We start from the raw sequence: 20,454 nt of genomic DNA, 5'->3' as shown, positions 1-20,454 counted from the left end.
TCTGTTGTGAATCACGGCGACGCACCCGGTTTAGGTGACGCCGACTCGATGCCGGACCAACCGTTGCACCGCCGGTTCCCGCATCATGGTTGCCACGGCCTGTGCGGCGGTCTCCCGCTGGGGCCGACCGTCGATCTCCAGGACGTGCCACCCCCAGTCGGCGGCGGCGGCGCGCAGCTTCGCGGCCACCGGGGTCTGGAGCGCCACGTAGGTGTCCACACCCCCTCGACCGGCCAGCCGCAGGTCCTCGCCCGCACCCAGCCGCCCGTTCTGGCGCAGCCGCCACTCGCCGGACAGCCGCGGGTCCACGTCGAGCAGGAACCCGACGTCGGGTTGCAGGAACGGGACCGAGTAGGCCGCGCGGAAGACCTCCTCGAACTGGTCCAGCGCGTCGTCGGACGTCGTGTCGGCCGGGATCTCCCGGACGATGCCGAGGTTCTTGACCGCGGTCGTGAACCCGAACCCGTCCCCCAGCGCGACCGCGCCCCGCGCGAGCACGGGCTCCACCACCTCCGCCCGGACCACCTGGTCGATGGTCAACTCGGCCAGCGCGGAGGCCACCGGACCGGACCGCCGCACCCCCTCGACGACCGGCGGCAGCCGGTCCACGATCCAGCCGGAGGCCACCTCCGTCCCTTCGCCGAACTCCAGCGGCACCACCGGGTCGACGGGCGAGCGACCCGCGCGCCCGCCGCCGAGCAGCAGCCGCCACGACTCCAGCCACAGCCGTTCCAGGCTCCGCGCGGGGAAGCCGTCAGTGGCGCCCGCCGCGCGGATCGCCGCGTTCCGACTGGTGTCCACGCACTCGATCCCCAGTTCCGACAGCGCTCGCCCCAGGTGACGCAGGAGCGTGGTCTTCCCCGCCCCGTCGATGCCCATCAATGTCACGGACACGCCGCGAACAGCACTTGCCATGCGATTCGACCCCCAGACCCATCGGTTCCGATGCGGATCGACGCCCGTCGCGCCGACGCGGCGCCCCTACTCCACGCGGTCCCCGTGCACGAAGCCCGGTTCGAGTGGTTCGAGCGGCGCGAAATCGCGTGCGGCGAGGAACTCCGGGCGTGGATGCTCGACCGCGTCCGGGACGTTGTCCACGTGGTTGTAGGTCACCAGGACGATGCGCCGGTCGTGGGGCGCCATGTTGGTGCCCGAGCCGTGGACCAACTGCGGGTCGAAGAGGAAGACCGCGCCCGCCTCGCCCTTGATCGGGACGATCTCGCGGTCCGCCGTCAGCTCGGCGATCTTCGGCGCGTCGAAGGCGTACTCCAGGTCCGCCGACAGGTGGGACTCCCAGGTGCGTGGCCGTTCGCGGGCCGCGGGCTCCAGCGTGCCGAGCAGGTGCGTGCCGGGGATGACCAGCAGGGGCCCGTTGACGTCGGTCGCCTCGTCGAGCAGGACCGCCACGTTGACCATCCTGGCGTCGCGCATCCCGTCCGCGCGGTTCCAGAAGATGAAGTCCTGGTGCCACGGCCAGACGTCACCGCGCATCGCCTTCTTCGCGTTGATCTTGAACTGGTGCACGTACGCCGGCCCGCCCAGGACCGCGGTGGCGGGCCCCAGCAGCCGCGGGTCGCGCACCAGCCGCGCGAAGTCGGCGTTCACCCGTTGCGACCCGTGCACCCCCCGGACGGTCCGCCCGTCCTTCTCCAGCACGCGGGCGGCGGAGTCCCGGTCGAACTCCGCTTCCGCGAGTTCCCGCAGGACCCGCACCTCCGCACCGGTGAACCCGGTCGCGCACGCGACGAACCCGTTCCGCCGGAACGCTTTCAGCGCGTCATCGGACAACATCAGCTTTCCTCCTCCCTGCGACGCAACACCGGCCGCACCCGGACGGGTGCCGTCGTGCGCGCGGCGATGCCGCGCACCGTGGGGTGGTCGAACAGGTCGACGATGCTCAGCTCGCCGCCGAGCTCCCGCCGGATCCGGCTGATCAGCCCGGTCGCCAGCAGCGAGTGCCCGCCCAGTTCGAAGAAGTCGTCGTCCGCGCCGACCTCGGGCAGGCCGAGGGTCGTGGCGAACAACCGGCAGAGCACCTTCTCCCGTTCGTCGCGCGGCGGGGCACCGCGCACCGCGGCCGAGTAGTCCGGGGCCGGGAGCGCGCGGCGGTCGACCTTGCCGTTCGGCGTCAACGGGAACGTTTCGAGCAGCACCACCGCCGCGGGGACCATGTGCTCCGGGAGCGACCGCCCCGCCGCCCGGCGGATCGCGGCCTCGTCGGGCCGGCGCCCGTCCCGCGGCACGACGTAGGCCACCAGCCTCCGGTCGCCCGGCCGGTCCTCCCGGGCCAGCACCAGCGCCCTCGCCACGTCCGCGTGCCGGGCCAGCACGGACTCGACCTCGCCCGGCTCGACCCGGAAGCCGCGGATCTTCACCTGGAAGTCCGTGCGCCCCAGGAACTCGATGACGCCGTCCGGGCGCAGGCGCGCGAGGTCGCCGGTCCGGTACAGCCGGGAACCCGCGGGCCCGAAGGGGTCGGCGACGAACCGTTGCGCGGTGAGCGCGGGCCGGTTCAGGTAGCCGCGGGCGACCTGGGTTCCCGCGAGGTACAGCTCACCGGGCACCCCGAGGGGCGTCGGCCGCAGGGACCGGTCCAGCACGTAGGCGCGGGTGTTCCAGATCGGCGGCCCGATCGGCGGCGTGTCCCCCCGGTCGAGCAGGTCGGCCGACACCGTGCAGCCGGTCACCACGTGGGTCTCGGTGGGTCCGTAGTAGTTGTGCAGCCGCCTGCCCGAACCCGGGCCGCAGAACTCGCGGATGGACCGGTGCAGGGTCAACGCCTCGCCCGCCTGGGCGATGTCGGACAGGTCCGGCAGGTCCGTCCCCAGCCGGCGGGCGGTCTCGCTGACGCTCTCCACGACCGGGGTCGGGGCGAACAGCTCGTTCACGCGGTGGCGCGCCATCCAGCGCACCAGGCGCTCGGTGTCCTTGCGCACCTCGTCCAGCGGGATGGCGAGGGTCTTCCCGGAGGTCAGCGCGGACAGGATCTCCTGGGCCGCCGCGTCGAAGCTCAACGACGCGAACTGCGCCGTCACCACCCCGGGGCCGCCGGGCATCACTTCGGCGTGCCAGGCCAACAGGTTGACCATCGCCTTCGCCGGGAAGACGACGCCCTTGGGACGCCCGGTCGAGCCGGACGTGTAGATCACGTACAACGGGTGGTCGACGTGCAGGGGCGTGGTCCGCTCGCGGTCGGTGAGATCGGCGTCGTCCAGCGCGGCCAGCCGCGCGGCGAGGTCCGGGCTGTCCAGGACGAGCGTGCGGGCGCTCGGCGGAACCCGGTGCCGCAAGGCTTCCGTGGTGAGCACGCAGACCGGCTCGCTGTCCTCCACCATGAACGCGACGCGCTCGGCGGGGTAGTCGGGATCGATCGGCAGGTAGGCCGCGCCCGCCTTCACCACGCCCAGCAGCGCGACCAGCATCTCCACCGACCGGGACGCCACCAGGGCCACCACGGTCTCGGGCCCGACCCCGAGCCCGACGAGCAGCCGCGCCATCCGGTTGGCGCGCGCGTTCAGCTCGGCGTAGGTGACGGACTCGTCCTCGTGGACGACGGCCACCGAACCGGGCCCGCGCGCCGCCTGTGCCTCCAGCAGTCGCGGCAGCGTCGACCGCGGCACGTGGTGGGCCGTGTCGTTCGCCTCGACCAGCACCCGCCCGAGTTCGCCCTCCGACATGACTTCCAACAGGCTCAAGGGTTTGCCTGGCTCGGCGAGGGCCGAAGCGAGCAACCGGAGGAAGTGGTCGGCCAGCCGGTCCACCGTGTCCCGCTCGAACAGGTCCAGCGCGTACTCCACGGTGAAGTCGATCCCCGCCTCCGCACCGTCCACCGCCGGTCGTTCGGTCATGCTGAACGACAGGTCGAACTTGGCGACGCCGATCCCCGGCTCCTCGACCACGATTTCCAGGTCCGGCAAGGACGGGACGGGCCGATCGGTGTGCTGGGCGACCAGCAGCACCTGGAAGAGCGGGTGCCGCGACAGCGAGCGCGGCGGGTTCACCGCCTCCACCACCGCTTCGAACGGCAGGACCCGGTGCTCGAACGCGGCGAGGTCGGTCTCCCGCACGCGCCGCAGCAGTTCCGCGAAACAGGGATCGCCGGAGGTGTCCACCCGCAACACCACGGTGTTCACGAAGAACCCGACGAGTGCGGCCAAGCCCTCGTCGTCGCGCCCGGCGACCGGGGTGCCGACGGGGATGTCGGTGCCCGCGCCCAACCTCGTCAGGAGGCCGGCGAGGACCGCGTGGCAGGCCATGAACACCGTCGCGCCCGCGTTCCGCGCGGTCGCGCCGAGTCGGCGGTGCAGGCCGGGCTCGACGGTGAACTCGACCCGACCGCCCCGGTAGGACGGCCGGGCGGGTCGGGGGTGGTCGTAGGGCAGTTCCGGCTGTTGGGGCAGATCGGCCAATTCCGCCTGCCAGAAGGCGAGTTCCCGGTCGTGCGGACCGCCCGGCTCGCCGACGCGGAGCACGTCGTGCTGCCACAGCGTGAAATCGGCGTACTGCACCACGAGTTCGGCGAAGGCGGGCGCGACACCCGCGCGCCGCGCCGCGTAGGCCTCGACCAGGTCCTCGGCCAACGGTCCCGTCGACGCGCCGTCGCCGGCGATGTGGTGCACCACGACCCGCAGTTCGTGCTCCTCGGGGCCGGTCCGCACCAGTTGCGCCCGCAGCGGGATGTCGACGGCCAGGTCGAATCCCTGCCGGAAGAAGGCGGCGCCGTCCACCGCCCCGTCGAGGACGGGCAGGTGCGGCACGGCGTCCGCGGGCTCCAGGACCCGCTGCCACGGTTGTCCCGTCTCCGCTTCGGGGAACACCGTGCGCAGGCTCTCGTGTCGTGCGACGACGTCGCCGAGGGCCGCCCGCAGCGCCTCGACGTCCAGCTTCCCGCGCAGGCGCAGCGTCAGCGGGATGTGGTAGGCCGGGCCGTGCCCCTCCAGCTTGTCCAGGAACCACAGCCGGCGCTGCGAAGGGGACAGCGGCACGCGTGCCGGGCGCGGCAGCCGCCGCAGCACCGGCCGGTCGCCCGCCGGTCGGCCGGTCCGGTTCGCCACCTCCCGGGCGGTGGGTCCGGCGAAGAACTCCCGGATCGTCAGGTCGACGCCCAGTTCGGCGCGCACCAGGCCGAGCAGGCGGATGGCGAGCAGGGAGTGCCCGCCCAGCTCCAGGAAGTCGTCGGTGGCCCCGACCCCGTCGATGCCGAGCACGCGTCCGAACAGCGCGCACAGCCGCTGTTCGCGCGGGTTCGCGGGCCCGTCCACGCCGGTGGCCCGGCCGTAGTCCGGTGCGGGCAGCGCGCCCCGGTCGACCTTCCCGTTCGGCGTGCGCGGCAGCTCGTCCAGCACCACCACGGCGGACGGGACCAGGTAGTCCGGCAGGCTCTCCGCCAACGAGCGGCGCAGCAGCACGGGGTCGACCTCCGCCGCCGGTTCGGGGAGGACGTACACCACCAGCCGGGCGTCCCCCGCGCGGTCCTCCCGGACGGCCGCCACGGCGCGGGCCACCGACGGGCGGGCGCAGGCGGCTGCCTCGACCTCGCCCAACTCCACCCGGAAGCCGCGGATCTTCACCTGGTCGTCGGCGCGCCCCACGAACTCCAGGGCACCGCCCGCCTGCCGCCGCACCAGGTCGCCCGTCCGGTACATGCGCGACCCCGGCGGGCCGAACGGGTTTGCGACGAAGCGCTCCGCCGTGCGGCCGGGCCTGCCCAGGTACCCCCGCGCGACGCCCGCGCCGGCGATGTACAGCTCACCGGACGCGGCCGGGCGCAGCGCGTCGTCGAGCACATGCGCCGACGTCCCGTCGATGGGGTGCCCGATGGCGACCGGGTGGTCCCCGGCGCGCAGCGTCTCGGCCGTGGACCAGACCGTCGTCTCCGTCGGGCCGTAGACGTTGGTCGCCCCGGCCGCGGCGCGGCACAGCGCCGCGGCGAGCCCGGCCGGCAACGCCTCTCCGCCGACGAGCACCCGCACTCCGCTCAACGGCACGTCGCCGACGTCGAGCAGGGACTGCCAGAGCGTCGGCGTCGCCTGCATCACGGTGATCCGCCGCCGGCGGAGCACGGCCGCCAGTTCGCGGGGGTCGTGCTGCTCGTCGGCGGTCGCGAGGACGACCCGGGCCCCGCTCAGCAGCGGGCCGAAGACCTCCAGCCCGGCGATGTCGAACCCGACCGTGGTCACGGCGAGCCACCGGTCCCGACTGGTGAGCCCGAGCCGGTCGGTGAACGCGTCGAGCAGCGTGGCGAAGTTGGCGGAGGTGACCGCGACGCCCTTGGGCACACCGGTGGAACCCGACGTGTAGAGCACGTAGGCGAGGTTGTCGGGAGCCGGTTCCACGACCGGTCCGGCGGCGTCGACGTCGCCCGTCCCGTCCACCAGGAGCACCGGCACGGCGGTGTCGACGTCCCGGGCCGACGCCGAGTCGGCCACGACGAGCACCGGTCGGGCATCGGACAGGATGCGCCGGTTGCGCCCGGCCGGGTGCCGGGGGTCGAGCGGGAGGTAGGCCGCACCGGTCTTCGCGACCGCGAGCAGCGCCACCACGAGGTGGACCGACCGGGTCAGCACCAACGCCACCAGCCGTTCCGGGGCCGCACCGCCGGCCCGGAGCCGGCCCGCCAAGCGGTCGGACCGGGCGTCCAACTCGGCGTAGGTGAGCCGGTGGCCGCCGCACTCGACCGCGACCCGCTCGGGACCGCGTCGCGCCTGCTCCGCGAACCGCCCGGCCAACGAGCGCGCTGCCACGGTCGCTTCCCGCTCTACCGACGAGCGCGCTGCCACGGTCGCGTCTTGCCCGGCCGACGAGCCCGCGCCAACCGTCGCGTCTTGCCCGGCCGACGAGCCCGCACCAACCGTCGCGCCTTGCCCCGCCGACGAGCCCGCACCCACCGTCGCTTCCCACCCGGCCGACGAGCGCGCGGTCACGGTCGCTCCCCGTCCGCCGCGCGCATAGCCTCGACCAGGCTGCGGGGCCGCATGTCCGTCCACTCCGCGTCCACGTGCGACACGCACTCGGCTCGCGGCCGATCACGCAGGACCACCGCCCACCCGGCGGGCACCGGCACCCGGCTCGGCCACAGCGAGTACTGGCCCTCGTCGTTGACCAGCACGTGGAAGGACGCCGTCTCGTCGTCGAACGGATTGGTGCTCACAACATCTCCTCGCGCGGTCGTCGGGCCGTGCCCGGTCGGCTCATCGGGTTGTTCCCGGAACTGGGTGCGGGCTCCGTCCCGCGCAGCACGGCGGCCAACGCCGAACCGGTGGCCTCGGCCGCCGCGCCGAACATCTCGTGGTGGCCGGAGTCGACGGTGCGCACGGTCAACCGCCCGGTGACGAAGCCCCGCCACGCTTCGACGGGTCGCACTCCGACCGGCTCGTCCCGCCCCGCGAGCAGCACGGTCAGGTCCCCGTCGAACACCTCGGGCCGGAACGAGGCCAGCAGGCGGAGGTTGTTGACCCCCGTGCGCACCGACTCCGCCACCCGTTCGTCGTCCGACTCGGCCAGCGGCGGGAACGCGTGCCGGACTTCGTCGAGGACCGCGGGGGTCAAGGACAGGTCGGCGTCGCGGTGCCCGCCGAGCAGGTTGCGCAGCGCTTCGGCGGTCAGCTCCGCCTCGCCCGGGACGCGGTCCCGCAGCGGCAGGTAGCTGTCGAACATCACGAGCAGGGCCACTTCCTCGCCCTCGGCCCGCAGGCGCGCGGCCACGGTGTGCGCGACGTGACCGCCGAACGACCAGCCCAGGAAGCGGTACGGACCGCGCGGCTGGGCGCGCCGCACCTGCGCCAGGTGGTGCTCCGCCAGTTCCGCCACCGACGTGGGCAGCCACGACGGGTCGGTCTGGAGGCCGTATACCGGTCGCACCGGGTCCACGTACGGCAGGATTCGGCGGTAGCACCAGCTCAAACCGGTGGCGGGCGGCAGGAAGAACAGCGGCCCGCCGCCGTTCCCGGCACGCAGCACCGGCACGGCGGTGTGCTCCGCCGGGCCCGACAGCCGGTGCGCGAGCCCTTCGACCGTAGGCGCGCGGAACACCTCGTGCGCCGGGATCACCACTCCCGTCACCTCCCGGATCCGGCGCACCAGCCGGACGACGCGCAGCGAATGGCCTCCCAGGGCGAAGAAGTCGTCCGTCAGGCCCACTGCCGGCACCCCGAGCACCTCCTCGAACAACGCGGCCAACTGCCGCTGCCGGGTGGTGCGCGGGCGAGGTCCCCCGGCGGGCACGACCCGCGGTTCGGGCAACGCCGAGCGGTCGAGCTTCCCGTTGGGGCCCACGGGAAGGCGGTCGAGCACGGTGATCACCTCGGGCACCATCGCGGCGGGCAGGCGGTCCGCGAGCAGCCGCCGCAGCGCCGCCGGATCGGGCCGCCGGCGGCCCGGTCGCGGGCAGACGTAGGCGAGCAGTCGCTGACCGCCGTCGCGGACGGTCGCGCACGCCGCGTCCACGAGGTCGTCGGCGAGCAGGACGCTCTCGACCTCGCCGAGTTCGACGCGCTGGCCGCGCACCTTCACCTGGTGGTCGACCCGGCCGAGGAAGGCGAGCGCGCCGCCCGGCAGCCGGCGGGCGAGGTCGCCGGTGCGGTACATCCGCTCGCCCGGGGCGCCGTGCGGGTCGGCGACGAACCGCTGCGCGGTCAACCCCGCCCCGCCCAGATATCCCCGCGCCAATTGGACTCCGGCCAGGTACAGCTCGCCGCGGACCCCGATCGGGCACGGGTTCAGGTCCGCGTCCAGGACCCGGGCCCGGGTGTTCCACACCGGGCGTCCGATCGGCACCGGCCCGCGCCCGCCCGGCGGACAGGGCTGGGCGGTGACGTCGACGGCGGCTTCGGTGGGCCCGTACAGGTTCTCCAGCCGGGTGCCGGGCAGGACTTCGTGGAAGGCGTCGACGACGTCCCGGGGCAGCTCCTCGCCGCTGGCGAAGACCATCCGCAAGCTCGTGCGCGCGGGTGCATCGTCGCCGGCGAGGAACTGCCGCAACATGGACGGGACGAAGTGCAGCACGGTGATCGCCTGCCCGCGCACGGTGCGCCACAGCCGGACCGGATCCCGGTGCTCGCCCGGCTCGGCCACCACCAGCGCGGCGCCCGTGCGCAGCGGCCAGAACAGCTCCCACACCGAGACGTCGAACCCGACCGGTGTCTTGTGCAGGACCCGGTCGGCCGGCCCCAGCGGGTAGGCGCCCTGCATCCACCGGAGCCGGTTGTCGATCGCGCCGTGCGGGACGACCACGCCCTTGGGGTGCCCGGTCGAGCCCGAGGTGTAGATCACGTACGCGGGGTGGTGCGGGTCCAGCGCGGGTGCGGTCCACGTGGTCGGGCGGGCGAGGTCGGGATCGCCCGGGTCGAGGATCGGGACCGAGCTCGACCGCAGGGCGGCACGATCGGTCAGCACGCACGTGGGCCGGGCGTCCAGCAGGATGCGCGCCGACCGCGCCGGGGGGTGTTCCGGGTCCAGCGGCAGGTAGGCCCCGCCGGCTTTGAGGATCGCGAGCAGCGCCACCACCAGGTCGACCGACCGGGGCAGCGCGACACCCACCAGCGAACCCGCGCCGACGCCGTATCCCGCCAGGTGCCCCGCCAACCGGGTGGCCCGCTCGTCCAGTTCGGCGTAGCCGATCCGGGTGTCGCCGAAGACGAGCGCGATCGCGTCGGGCGTCCGCCTCGCCTGCCGCTCGAACTCCGCGTGCAGGGTGGTCACCGGCAGCGGGTGGCGCGTGGCGTGCCACTCCGCCAGCACCTGTGCGCGTTCCTCGGCCGAGAGCAGGTCGATCCGGCCGATCGGGCGCTCCGGCGCCGCGACGGCGGCGTCCAGCACCCGCCCGAGCCGTGCGACGGCCGCGCGGGCGGTCGAGGCGTCGAACAGGTCGGTGGCGTACTCCAGGTAGCCTTCGATGCCCTGCGGCGCTCCCCCGTCGTCGTGGACCTCGCGCAGTTGGAAGGTCAGGTCGAACTTCGCGGCGGGGAGGTCCAACCGGTGCCGCCGCACGCGCACGTCGCCGAAGTCGACGCGTTCGGGGTGGTCGGGCTCGAACGCGAGCAGCACCTGGAACAGCGGTTGGCGCGCCGGGCTCCGTGCGACGTCGAGCGCTTCCACCAGCCGGTCGAAGGGCAGGTCCTGGTGGGCCAGCGCCTCCAGGTCGGTGCGGCGCACCCGCCTGAGCACTTCCCGGAAGTCGGGGTTGCCGGACAGGTCCGTGCGCAGCACCAGCGTGTTGACGAACAGGCCGACGAGTTCGTCCAGGCCGTCTTCGGTGCGCCCGGCGACCACGGAGCCGATGGCGATGTCGGTGCCCGCACCCAGGCGGGCGAGCAGCACCGCGAGCGCGGCGTGGACCACCATGTGCACCGTGCAGTCGTTGTCCCGGGCCAGTGCGACGATGTCACGGTGCAACTTCTGTCCTACGTGGACACTGACGGCCGCGCCGAGCCCGCTCGCCACCGCGGGACGAGGGCGGTCGGCGGGCAGCGTGATCAGCTCGGGCAGGCCCGCCAGGGTCCGGGTCCAGTACTCCAGTTGGCCGGCGTGGACGCCGGCCGGGTCGGCCGGGTCGCCCAGCAGTTCCTGTTGCCACAGCACGTAGTCCGTGTACCGGAAGGGCAGCGGCGACCAGCCCGGCGTCGTCCGCGCGACGCGGGCCCGGTACGCCTCGGCGAGGTCGGCCAGCAGCGGTGTCATGGCGGCGCCGTCGGCCGCGATGTGGTGCGGCACCAGCAACAGCACGCGCTCGTGGGCGTCGAGGACGAACAGGACCGCCCTCATCGGCGGTTCGCGCCCGAGGTCGAACGGCGCCGAAGCGGCGGCGCGCACGGCGTCGTCCAGGTCCCCCTCGGCCACCGGCACGACCGTCAACCGAGGCGGCGGCCCGAGGACCGCGGTCGGCTCGCCGTCGGTACCGGGGAAGTACGTGCGCAACGGCTCGTGCCGGTTCGCCACGTCCTCCACGGCGGTCCGCAACGCCCGCTCGTCCACGTCGCCGGTCAGCCTCAGCACGACGGGCAGGTGGTAGGCCGCGCCCGGTCCGGACAGCAGGTGCAGCAACAGCATCCGCCGCTGGGCGAACGACATCGGCAACGCGTGGGTCGGCGGGTTCATGTCTGCTCCGAATCCGCGGCGTAGGCCTGGCGCTGCGTCCGGTACAGCTCGGCGTACTGCCCGCCCTCGGCCGTGAGCTGTCGGTGGGTTCCCCGCTCCACCACCCGCCCGTGGGAGAGCACCACGATGTGGTCGGCCATCCGGACCGTGGAGAAGCGGTGCGAGACCAGCAGGGTCACCGAGCCGGCCGCGCCGCGGGTGCCCGTGAACCGCTCGTAGAGATCGTGCTCGGCCTGCGGGTCGAGGGCCGCCGTCGGCTCGTCGAGCACCGACAGCAGCGGCTCCTGGCGCATCACCGCGCGGCCCAGCGCCAGCCGCTGCCACTGGCCGTGGGACAGTTCGGCGCCGCCGAAGACCCGGCCGAGCTGGGTGTCCACGCCGTGGGGCAGGCCGTCCACGACGGCGCGCGCGTCCGCGGCTCCGATCGCCCGCCGCACGGCGTCCGCGTCGTCGGCACGCGGCAGGTCGCCGAGGCCGACCGCGTGCCCGGCCGTCACCTGCGGCTTGCCGAAGTCCTGGAACGCGGCGGTGACCCGACCGCGCCAGCGGTCGAGGTCGAGCAGGCGCAGGGGAACCCCGTCGACGGTGATCGTGCCCGCCGTGGGCTCGTACATCCCGGTGAGCAGCTTGACCAGCGTGGTCTTCCCCGCGCCGTTGAGCCCGACCACGGCGACGACCGCGCCGGCGGGCAGGTCGAGGTCCACCCCGTCCATCACCGGCTGGTCGGTCCCGGGGTAGGTGAAGCCCACGCCGCGCAGGGAGATCCCCCGGGCGAGCCGGTCCGGTGGCGGCTCGGTCCCGGTGTGCCGGCTGCGGGCCGCGTGCTCCTCCAACCACCGCAGGTGCGCCGTGGTGTGCCGACCCTCCGCGAGCCGGGTCGCGCCGACGACCGCGGTCTGGAGCTGGGCCCGGAGGTACCCGGAGAGGCCGGCGACCATCACCAGGTCCCCCGGCGTGCCGCGGCCCGACGCGACCAGGTGCGCGACGAACGCGAGCGCGGCGAGGTAGCCCGTGGCGAAACAGGCCCAGCCACCCGCCTGCCACAGCGCGGCCCGCGACTCTCCCCGGACCAGGCCGGCGGTGGCCGAGTCCCAGTAGCCGGCCGCCCGCCTGCCCACCTCGCCGGAACTGCCGCTGATCCGCAGCTCCTTGGCCGCGGCCGACTCCGTGCCGAGCCGGTGCAGGAGCGCCTCCCGCCGGGCCGGCTCGGCCACGTCGTCCATGGCCCGCCCGAGCAGCGTCGAGGCCCGGCGGGAGAAGGCCAGTGGCGGCACGGCCAGCACCACGAGCAGCAGCAGGGCGGGGTGCACGTCGGCCAGCAGCCACGCGCTCAACCCCAGGCTCAACAGGGACGAGGCGGCCTCGGCCGCGCCCCAGCAGGCCCCGGCCAGCGTCTCGGTGCTCAGCCGGATCTGGCTCAGCCGGTCGAGGAACTTCGGCCGCTCCAAGTGCTCCAGCGTCGGGATCGACGAGGTGAGGTCGAACAGCCTGCGGGACAGCACCAGGTCCACCCGCTCGGTCAGGTCGACCTGGATGTTGTGCTGCACCCGCTGCACGGCCGCGATCACGGCGTAGGCCAGTGCGCCGAGGCAGGCCGCCGCGAGCAGCGCGCCGGGCCCCGAACCCGCGGAGTCGGCCAGCCCGCGCACGCTGAGCCCGCTCGCGGCCACCGCGAGGGCGCTGACGCAGGCCAGTGCCAGCGCGGTGATCGTGGCCCGGCGGTCGGCCGCGTAGGCGATGCGCAGGATCTCGGTGACGACCGGCCCGCGCCGGCGGGTGCCGACGACCTCGCTCATGAGCCGACCACCACCGTTCCGTCACCGTCGACGAACCGGCCCGCCTGGAGGCGGTAGAGGTCGGCATACCCGCCGTCGCCGGCCATCAGTTCGCCGTGGCTGCCCGATTCCGCGATCCGGCCGCCGTCCAGCACGACGATGCGGTCGGCCCGGCGCACCGTGGACAGGCGGTGCGAGATCAGCACGACCGTCACGCCCGACACCGCCGACACCACCCGGTCGTAGAACTCGGCCTCCGCCCGGACGTCCAGGTGGGCGGTCGGCTCGTCCAGGATCAGCAGGTGCCTGCCGTGTGCGACGGCGAACAGCGCCCTGGCGATCGCGACCTTCTGCCACTGGCCGCCGGACAGGTCGACCCCTCCGGAGTGCGCCCGGGTCAGCAGCGTGTCCACCCCGTCTGGCAACCGCTCCAGGAGGTCACCGGCCCCGGCCGCCTCGATCGCCCCCAGCAGCGCCCGGTCGTCGGCTGCCGCTTCCGGCGCGCCCAGCGCGATGTTCTCCCGCAGGGTGAGCGGGTAGTGCACGAAGTCCTGGAAGACGGCGCTGATCCGCCTGCGCCACGCGTCGGCCGCGAACTCCGCCAGGTCCCGGCCGCCGACGGTGATCCGCCCCTCGGACGGGCGCGCCAACCCGGCGAGGAGCTTGAGCAAGGTGGTCTTGCCCGCGCCGTTGCGCCCGACGATCGCCACCACCTCGCCGGGGTGGACGTCCAGGTCCAGCCCGTCCAGGACAGGCCGCTCCGCGCCGGGATAGGTGAACCCGACCCCGTCGAACCGCACGGACGCGGGCGTGGCCGGTGGTGCCGCGCCACCTCGGGCACGCTCACCGCCCCCGGCACCCCCGGCCTCCCCGGCTCTCCCGTCAGCCCTGGCTCCCCCGCCGACTCCGCCACCCTCGCCACCCCCGCCATCCCCGGCGCGGGCGGCGTCGTGGCGGGCGAGCCGGTCCAGGGCGTGCAGCGCGCCGATGGCGTACTCGATGTCGAACGCCTCGTGGCCCATCGCGCCGGCGGCGAACACGCCCCACGCGGCGAGCACCACCGTGATCAGGCCGCCGTAGCCGAGCTCCCCGGCCGCCAGCGCCGCGCCGGGCACGTACAGCGCCGCGAACCCCGCCGCGAGCGCGAGCAGGAACGTCCACCACTGCCGCCGCAGGATGCCGCGGCGCTCCCGCCAGATCTGCTCCAGCCACCCGCGCGCCTGGACGCCGTGCCGGTCGGCCAGCCAGTCGCCGAGCCCGAACAGCCGGATCTCCTTGGCCGCCGGCGAACCGGTCACCAGGTCGGCCCAGTACTCCATCCGGCGCCGGTCGCCCGCGTGGGCGTCCCAGATCGCGCCCAGCCGCACCCACTGCCGGCGGATCGTGGCGCGCATCAGCAGCGTGACCGCCAGCAGCCCCACCGCGAGCAGCGGCGCGAACCAGGCCAGCACGGCGGCACACAGCGTCGCGCCGGTCAGCCGCCCCGCCAGCACGAGTTGGCCCACCGCACCGGTGCCGGGGGTGCGGACCCGCCACCCGCCGAGGTCGGAGACCCTGGCCACGTCGGTGGCGTAGGCGGCGTCGTCGAGGTGGGAGATCGTCGCGGGTTCGGCCACCCGGCGTCGCAGCGCCGCCCGCAGCGCGCCGTCGATCCGGCGGGCCGCCAGCAGGTCCAGCGGCGCACGCCCGATCTCCACGCACTGCCCGACCAGGACGAGCACCGCGACCGAGGCCAGCGGCAGCACCACGTCGGTGATCCCGACACCGGTCAGCGCCCGGTCGAGCAGCCACCCGGTGGCGACCGCGGTCACCGCGCCGGCGAGCGCCGCCACCAGGTGCGCCGCCAGGAGCCACCCCAGGACGCCCCGTCCGGCGTGCGGCAGCAGGGTCAGCAGCCGCCGCCGTTCGCGCACCACCGCGCCGAGGCGGGTCATCCGGCCACGCGCCTTCCGAGGGCGCCCGCGCACCGGGCGAGCACCTCGCCGACCGTGGTGTCGGCCCGGCCCGCCAACCGGTGCAGCTCCTCGTCGAACCAGCCGAGCAAACCGTGCAGCGCCTCCCGGGGCAGCAGGAGCGGATCGACGCGCACCACGATCGGCAGGTCGGCGCCGTCGCGGACCTTGATGTCGAACCGGGGGCCGATCTGGCGGTACGGCTCGGTGTCGCGCACCCGTCCCGGGGCGAACCGGGCGGCGGGCGCGGCGGCCGACGCGGTCACCCCGTGGGCCATGAAGTTGTAGAAGTGGTCGTACCCCAGGTCCACGCCCCGTTCGCGCCGCACCAGCTCGGTGATCACGTCGACGTCGTAGGAGCCCTTGCGGTAGGCGTTGAGCGCGGCGGTCTGCACGCGCGCCGCGAAGTCCGCGAACGCCGCCTCGGGCGGGCCGACCTCGACGGGCAGCGGCGAGTACTGGTTCATCGAGCTGACGATGGACCTCCACCGCGGGCTGAACCGGTTGCCCGCCTGCAACGTCATCACCAGGCGTTCGGAGCCGGTCACCGCGGCGGTGGCCAGCGCGCTCAACGCGAGCAGGACGTTCTGCGGCGACACCGCGGTCCACGCGCTCACCGCGGACAGGTCCGACCGCGCCCGCGGCGAGTGCAGCACCGACTCGATGCGCCCCGGCGACTCGCCCGCCGACCAGGGCACCGGGAAGACCTCGGCGGGCAGCGTGCGCAGCAGTTGCCGCCAGTGCTCGACGGCGGCCTCCCGGCGGGCGCGCGACGCGTCCGAACGCTGCTCCAGCGCCAGCTCCCCGGGTCGGGGAGGCTCCTCGTCGAGCCAGCGCGCACCGTCGGGATCTTCGCCGCCCAGCAACGCGGACAGCTCGGCGCAGATGCGCTTGAGGCCGTACCCGTCGGCCACGATGTGGTCCACCACGACCACCACGTGAGCCGGCCCGCCCGCCGCGGTGACCACCGCGAACCGGTCGCCGAACTCGACCTCCCGGTCGATCCGGGTGCTCGCCAGCCGTGCGCCCACCGCGGCGACCGCCTCCTCGTCGGCGCGGTCGTGGTGGACGACCTCGACGTCCACCGGCCGAGCAGCGGGCGCGACCCGCTGGAGCGGGACGCCCGGCGCGTCGAAGAAATGGGTGCGCAGCGACTCGTGCCGCGCCCGGAGCACGCCGATGCCCTCGATCACCTGGTCGACGCGGACCCCGCCGGGCACCGGCACCGAGTCCCGCAGGTAGCTCTCCGGCCAGCGCCGCACCGGGTGGCGCTGCATGATGCGCCACACCGACAACTGGCCGAACGTCAACGGGTAGGCGGTCATCCGGCCACCTCGCCGCGCAGCCGCGACAGCACCGCCCACAGCGACGACGCCGTGGCGAACGTCTCCGGGGACAGCGCGTCGTCCGGGAACCGCACCTCGAACGACTCCTCCAGGTCCAGCAGCAGGCCGATGGTCGACATCGAGTCCAGTCCGAGTTCGGCGAGCACGGTCGAGCCCGGCAGCGGGTCATCGCCCAGCAGCGGCAGGTGGGTTCGCAGGAGCTTCTCGAAGTTCTCGGGCCATTCGCCGGTCATCGTCGTCACATCCATCCGTCCGTGTCTCGCGCGCGCGGTGGGTCGGCGTTCGCGTGCTCCGGTCAGGCCAGGCGAACGGCGCCGTCCATCAGGGCCAGTGCCCCGCTCGACACGAGCAACCGGTCGTCGGCGTAGTTGAGGCTGGCCGACCGCAGGTCGCGGAAGTGCCGTTCCAGCGGCAGCGCCGAGTCCACGCGGTAGCCCGCGGTCAGCCCGGCTAGCTGCACCATGCGGTTCACCGCGCCGAAGGTGAGTTCGGCGGCGGTCACCTTCAGGGTGTTCAGGTGGATCTGCGTCCCGACCCCGGCGACGCTGCGGTCCTCCTCCCGCAGCAGCGCGATCTCGTCGGTGACCCGGTTGAGGTAGCCGCTCACCAGCTCCAGCTCCATCCGGGTGCGGGCGAGCCGCTCGGCCACCAGCTCCGAACGCAGGTCGATGCCGCGGGACCGCTTGTCCGACCGCAGCCACGCCACCAGTTCGGCGAACGCGCCGCGGGCCGTGCCGAGCCAGCACGCGGCCCACCCGAGGTGGCCCAGCGGCGCCATGCTCTCGACCGCGATCTGCCGGAAGCCGCCCGGTTCGCCGACGACCTGGCGCGCCGGCACGGTGCCGGTGATCTTCAGGCCCACGCTCCGCGTGCCGCGCATGCCCAGCGCGTTCCACTCGCCCGATCTCACCAGGTCGAGCTGGTCCCGGTCGGCGTAGACGAGGGAGAGCTGGTTCTCCGTCGCCTCGTCCGACGCGCGCATCGTGATCAGGAACCCCTGCGCGTGCTCACCGCCGGTGACGACCGGCGCGTCCCGGTCCAACCGGAGGCCGCCTTCGTCGCGGTGCAGCGGCGACACCCCGGTGAGCAGGTGCCCGCCCTTGCCGGGTTCGGTGGTCACCGACGCCAGGTACAGCTCGCCGCGCGCCACCCTCGGCAGGACCTGTTCGCGCAGCCACGGCGAGCCGTACCGCACGATCGAATCCGTTTGCTGGCAGTGCATCGCCCAGATCAGCGCGGTGGACAGGCAGCAGCCCGCGAGTTGCCCCGCGACCTCGACCAGCTCGCGCACGCCGCCACCCAGCCCGCCGTGCTCCACCGGCACGAGCAGGCCGAACAGCCCGCCGTTCGCCAGCGCGGCCATCCCGGCGGTGGGGAAGGCCGCCCCGGCGTCGATCTTCGCGGCGTGGTCGCGCAGGACCTCCAGCACTCGCGGATCGACCGCGACCCGGGAAAGCGTCGTCACTTCAGGCACCTTCCTGACTTATCGGGGCGCGTCCCAGCTCCAGCCGGGAGGCGTCCAGCGGGTGTCCGCCGCGCAACACGACCTCGGCCGCGATGGGCCGGCTGAGGAAGCCGACCAGGCTCGCGGTCAGCCCGTAGGCGCCGACGTTGGGCACCTGGACGAGATCGCCGCGAGACAACGCGCTCGTCGTGGTCTGCCGGGCGAGCACGTCCGCCGGTGTGCACAGCGGCCCCACCACGGTGGCCGGCTCGACGGCGGCCCCCGCGGCGGTCCGGTCCCCGACGGGCAGGACCGCGGCGCTCACCGGGAGCAGGCGGCCGAGGCCGGCAAGCCCGCCCAGGTGGTTGATACCGCCGTCCAGCACGACGAACGTGCGGTCCCGGTTGCGTTTGACGTCCGCGACCCTCGACACGAGCCGGCCGCAGCCACCGGCGAGGTAGCGGCCCGACTCGAACGCCACCAGCGGGTCGCCCGTCCGCCAACCGGGCAGGTGCTCGTCCAGCGCGGTCTCCAGGACCGGCCGCAGGTCGCGGTAGTCCGGCCGGTCGCCCGGCTGCGCGTACGGCGCGGCGAACCCGCCGCCCAGGTCCACCACGCGCAGGTCGACGCCCGCTTCGTCACGCAGCCACGCGGCCAGGCGGAGGTTCGCCACCGACTCCTCGGCGATGGCCGCCGCCGTCGCGGCGTTGCTCAGCGCGAAGAAGTGCAGGCCGACGACCCGGGCGCCGGGCCGGGGCGAGAAGCGCTCCGGGTGCTCGGCCGGCTGCCCGGGGTCCACGCCGAACTGCGAGGCCACCCCGCTCATCCGCAGGCTGGTCGCGCCGCGCGCACCGGGCGCGTTGATCCGGATGAGGCAGTCCGCGGTCGCCCCGAGATCACGGGCCGCGACCGCGACCGCCGCGAAGTCGGCCGCCGACTCCACCGAGAAGCGCCGCACCCCGGCCACGAGCGCGAGGGTGATCTCCCGGGTTGACTTCCCCGGCCCGGTGTAGAGGCAGTGCGCGCCGGGGAACCCCGCCTGCCGGGCGACCTCCAGCTCACCGGAGGAGCTGATCTCGGCGTGGCAGCCCGCCTCCCGCAGCGTCCGGGCGATCAGCGGGTGCGGGTTGGCCTTCAGCGAGTAGTACAGCGTGGCGGGATCGGGCAGGGCCGCGCGGAGCTGCCGCGCGGCGGCGTCGACCTCGTCGAGTTCGTAGTGGTAGGCCGGTGTCCCGTAGCGACGGGCGAGATCCCGGACGTCCGGTCGACTCGCGCCGACGGCACGCCGGTCCGGCGCGGGGCCGCTCGTGGCCCCGTCCCCCGCCACCAGTCGCCGCAGGGCCTGCCGGTCCACCTTGCCGTTGACGTTGAGCGGCATGGACTCGACCACCCGGCAGGTCTGCGGGACCTTGAGCGATCCCAGCAGCTCCCGCAGCCCGTTGAGCACTTCGCGAGGCGGCACGGTGGCGACCACGCAGAGCACCGCTTCCCGGTCGGCACCGGGCGGCAGGACGGCTGCCTGGGTCACGCCGTCGAGGGCCAGGGCCGCCGCTTCGATCTCCACCGTGGAGGTGCGCGTTCCGCGGAGCTTGAACACGTCGTCCTTCCGACCGGCGAAGTACAGGTATCCCTCGTCGTCGAGGTGCCCGAAGTCGCCGGTCAGCAGGTAGCGTTCGCCGGTCCCCTCTTCGACCCGGTAGCGCCGCGCGGTGAGTTCGGGCGCACGCCAGTAGCCCGACATCAGGTGCGGGCCCCGGACGCTGATCTCCCCCGTCGCCCCCGGCGGCAGCTCCCGACCGTCTTCGCCGAGGATCCGCACCTGCGTGCCAGGGATCGGCCGGCCGACCGAGCCGGGACGCGCGCGGTCGCCGTCGACCTCCAGCACGGAGATCCGCTTGCACTCGGTCGTGCCGAACATGAGCTGCACGCCCGCGCCGGGGAACTCCCGGCGGAGCGACTCCACCTGGGCGGCCGAGAGGTGCTCCCCGGTGTTGGTGAACAGCCGCACCCGTGGTGGCGGGGCGTCGGGACGCCTGCGGCCGGCGAGCTGGAGCAGGATCGTCGCGATCGACGGGACCACCGGCACCACGGTCGCGCCGTGAGCGTCCACATCGGACAGCAGGCGGGCGTCGCGCGACGCGTCGGCCAGGACCAGGGTGCCGCCGGCCAGGAACGTGAGGAGCACTTGGTACAGGCCGTAGTCGAAGGACAGCGGGAGGCGGCAGAAGACCACGTCGTCCGCGCGGTACCGGACGCTCTCCGCCACGGCGTGCGCGGCGAAGGAGACCTGGGCGTGCGTGCAGACCACGGCCTTGGGTTGCGCGGTGCTCCCCGAGGTGTAGAGCAGCAACGCCAAGTCGTCCGGCGCCACCGCCACGGGCTGTTCGGCCGGCGTTCCGCCCGGCGCGGGCACCGCGGCCGGCGTTCCCCCCGAGGCGGGCAGCTCACCGGTCAGGACACCGCGGCACGCGGCCCAGCCCAGTTGTCCCGCGTCATCGGTGATCAGCAGCGCGGGTTCGGCGTCCGCCAGCACCTCCGACAACTGGTACCGCTTCGCGTCCGTGCTGAACGGCATGAACACCGCGCCGCGGCGCAGGCACGCGAAGAACACGGCCACCGTCGCCCGGACCGGGCAGGCCCGCACGGCGACGCGGTCACCGCGCCCCACTCCCTGCTCGCCCAACCACGTCGCCGTGGCGACGGCCAGTCTGTCCAGTTCGGCATAGCTCAACGCACCTCGGGCATCCCGCAACGCGATGCGGTCGGGGGTGCGGGATGCCGCTTCCTCCAGCACGCGGTGCGCGGGACGCAGCGTTCCGGTCGAGTGTTGGGCAAGCATGAAT

10 protein-coding genes and 1 pseudogene are annotated in these 20,454 nt (G+C 74.2%); all 11 read right to left on the bottom strand.

The features are described 5' to 3' along the window. Nucleotides 1-30: 30 nt before the first annotated feature. The 11 genes and pseudogenes from ACQPZF_RS17355 to ACQPZF_RS17305 all read right to left on the bottom strand — a co-directional run bounded on the left by ACQPZF_RS17355 (nt 31) and on the right by ACQPZF_RS17305 (nt 20,450). Nucleotides 31-894, bottom strand: a complete 864-nt coding sequence (locus ACQPZF_RS17355; RefSeq protein ID WP_433272792.1) for a hypothetical protein — start codon at nt 892-894, stop codon at nt 31-33. Nucleotides 895-981: 87 nt separating this feature from the next. Further along, nucleotides 982-1,791, bottom strand: a complete 810-nt coding sequence (locus tag ACQPZF_RS17350) for a phytanoyl-CoA dioxygenase family protein (protein WP_433272790.1) — start codon at nt 1,789-1,791, stop codon at nt 982-984. Continuing rightward, a pseudogene (locus tag ACQPZF_RS17345) lies at nt 1,791-6,731 on the bottom strand (amino acid adenylation domain-containing protein); the annotation flags it as partial. The pseudogene ACQPZF_RS17345 and the gene ACQPZF_RS17350, both read right to left, overlap by 1 nt. 188 nt (nt 6,732-6,919) lie before the next feature. Then, nucleotides 6,920-7,150, bottom strand: coding sequence for an MbtH family protein (locus ACQPZF_RS17340; protein WP_433272788.1), 231 nt, complete (start codon nt 7,148-7,150; stop codon nt 6,920-6,922). Then, nucleotides 7,147-11,094 (bottom strand): non-ribosomal peptide synthetase, encoded by a 3,948-nt coding sequence (locus ACQPZF_RS17335; RefSeq protein ID WP_433272786.1) that lies wholly within the window; start codon nt 11,092-11,094, stop codon nt 7,147-7,149. Before ACQPZF_RS17335 ends, ACQPZF_RS17340 begins: the two co-directional genes overlap by 4 nt. After that, nucleotides 11,091-12,890 (bottom strand): ABC transporter ATP-binding protein, encoded by a 1,800-nt coding sequence (locus tag ACQPZF_RS17330; RefSeq protein WP_433272784.1) that lies wholly within the window; start codon nt 12,888-12,890, stop codon nt 11,091-11,093. The genes ACQPZF_RS17335 and ACQPZF_RS17330 overlap by 4 nt, the downstream gene beginning before the upstream one ends. After that, nucleotides 12,887-14,836 carry an ABC transporter ATP-binding protein gene (locus tag ACQPZF_RS17325; protein WP_433272782.1) on the bottom strand — a complete coding sequence of 650 codons (1,950 nt, stop codon included), beginning with the start codon at nt 14,834-14,836 and terminating at the stop codon, nt 12,887-12,889. The genes ACQPZF_RS17330 and ACQPZF_RS17325 overlap by 4 nt, the downstream gene beginning before the upstream one ends. Continuing rightward, the gene (locus ACQPZF_RS17320; protein ID WP_433272780.1) at nt 14,800-16,146 is read right to left on the bottom strand and encodes a condensation domain-containing protein; all 1,347 of its coding nucleotides are present in this window, start codon (nt 16,144-16,146) and stop codon (nt 14,800-14,802) included. Before ACQPZF_RS17320 ends, ACQPZF_RS17325 begins: the two co-directional genes overlap by 37 nt. Further along, on the bottom strand, nt 16,143-16,400 hold the full coding sequence (locus ACQPZF_RS17315; protein ID WP_433272778.1) for a phosphopantetheine-binding protein: 258 nt from the start codon (nt 16,398-16,400) through the stop codon (nt 16,143-16,145). Before ACQPZF_RS17315 ends, ACQPZF_RS17320 begins: the two co-directional genes overlap by 4 nt. Before the next feature lie 62 nt (nt 16,401-16,462). Further along, a complete protein-coding gene (locus tag ACQPZF_RS17310; RefSeq protein WP_433272777.1) occupies nt 16,463-17,632 on the bottom strand; it encodes an acyl-CoA dehydrogenase family protein in 1,170 nt (389 codons plus the stop codon). Nucleotide 17,633: 1 nt separating this feature from the next. After that, a complete protein-coding gene (locus tag ACQPZF_RS17305; protein ID WP_433272775.1) occupies nt 17,634-20,450 on the bottom strand; it encodes an AMP-binding protein in 2,817 nt (938 codons plus the stop codon). Nucleotides 20,451-20,454 lie beyond the last annotated feature (4 nt).

It is taken from the genome of Actinosynnema sp. CS-041913 (genome assembly GCF_050942485.1).
Taxonomy (GTDB): domain Bacteria; phylum Actinomycetota; class Actinomycetes; order Mycobacteriales; family Pseudonocardiaceae; genus Actinosynnema.
The sequence above is the reverse complement of the archived record's forward strand: the minus strand, read 5'-3'. Positions and strand labels throughout refer to the sequence as shown.

Coding starts and splice junctions, on each gene's coding strand:
- ACQPZF_RS17350 (WP_433272790.1), bottom strand. CDS start 1,791: ATGTTGTCCGATGACGCGCTGAAAGCGTTCCGGCGGAACGGGTTCGTC.
- ACQPZF_RS17335 (WP_433272786.1), bottom strand. CDS start 11,094: ATGAACCCGCCGACCCACGCGTTGCCGATGTCGTTCGCCCAGCGGCGG.
- ACQPZF_RS17330 (WP_433272784.1), bottom strand. CDS start 12,890: ATGAGCGAGGTCGTCGGCACCCGCCGGCGCGGGCCGGTCGTCACCGAG.
- ACQPZF_RS17320 (WP_433272780.1), bottom strand. CDS start 16,146: ATGACCGCCTACCCGTTGACGTTCGGCCAGTTGTCGGTGTGGCGCATC.
- ACQPZF_RS17315 (WP_433272778.1), bottom strand. CDS start 16,400: ATGACCGGCGAATGGCCCGAGAACTTCGAGAAGCTCCTGCGAACCCAC.
- ACQPZF_RS17305 (WP_433272775.1), bottom strand. CDS start 20,450: ATGCTTGCCCAACACTCGACCGGAACGCTGCGTCCCGCGCACCGCGTG.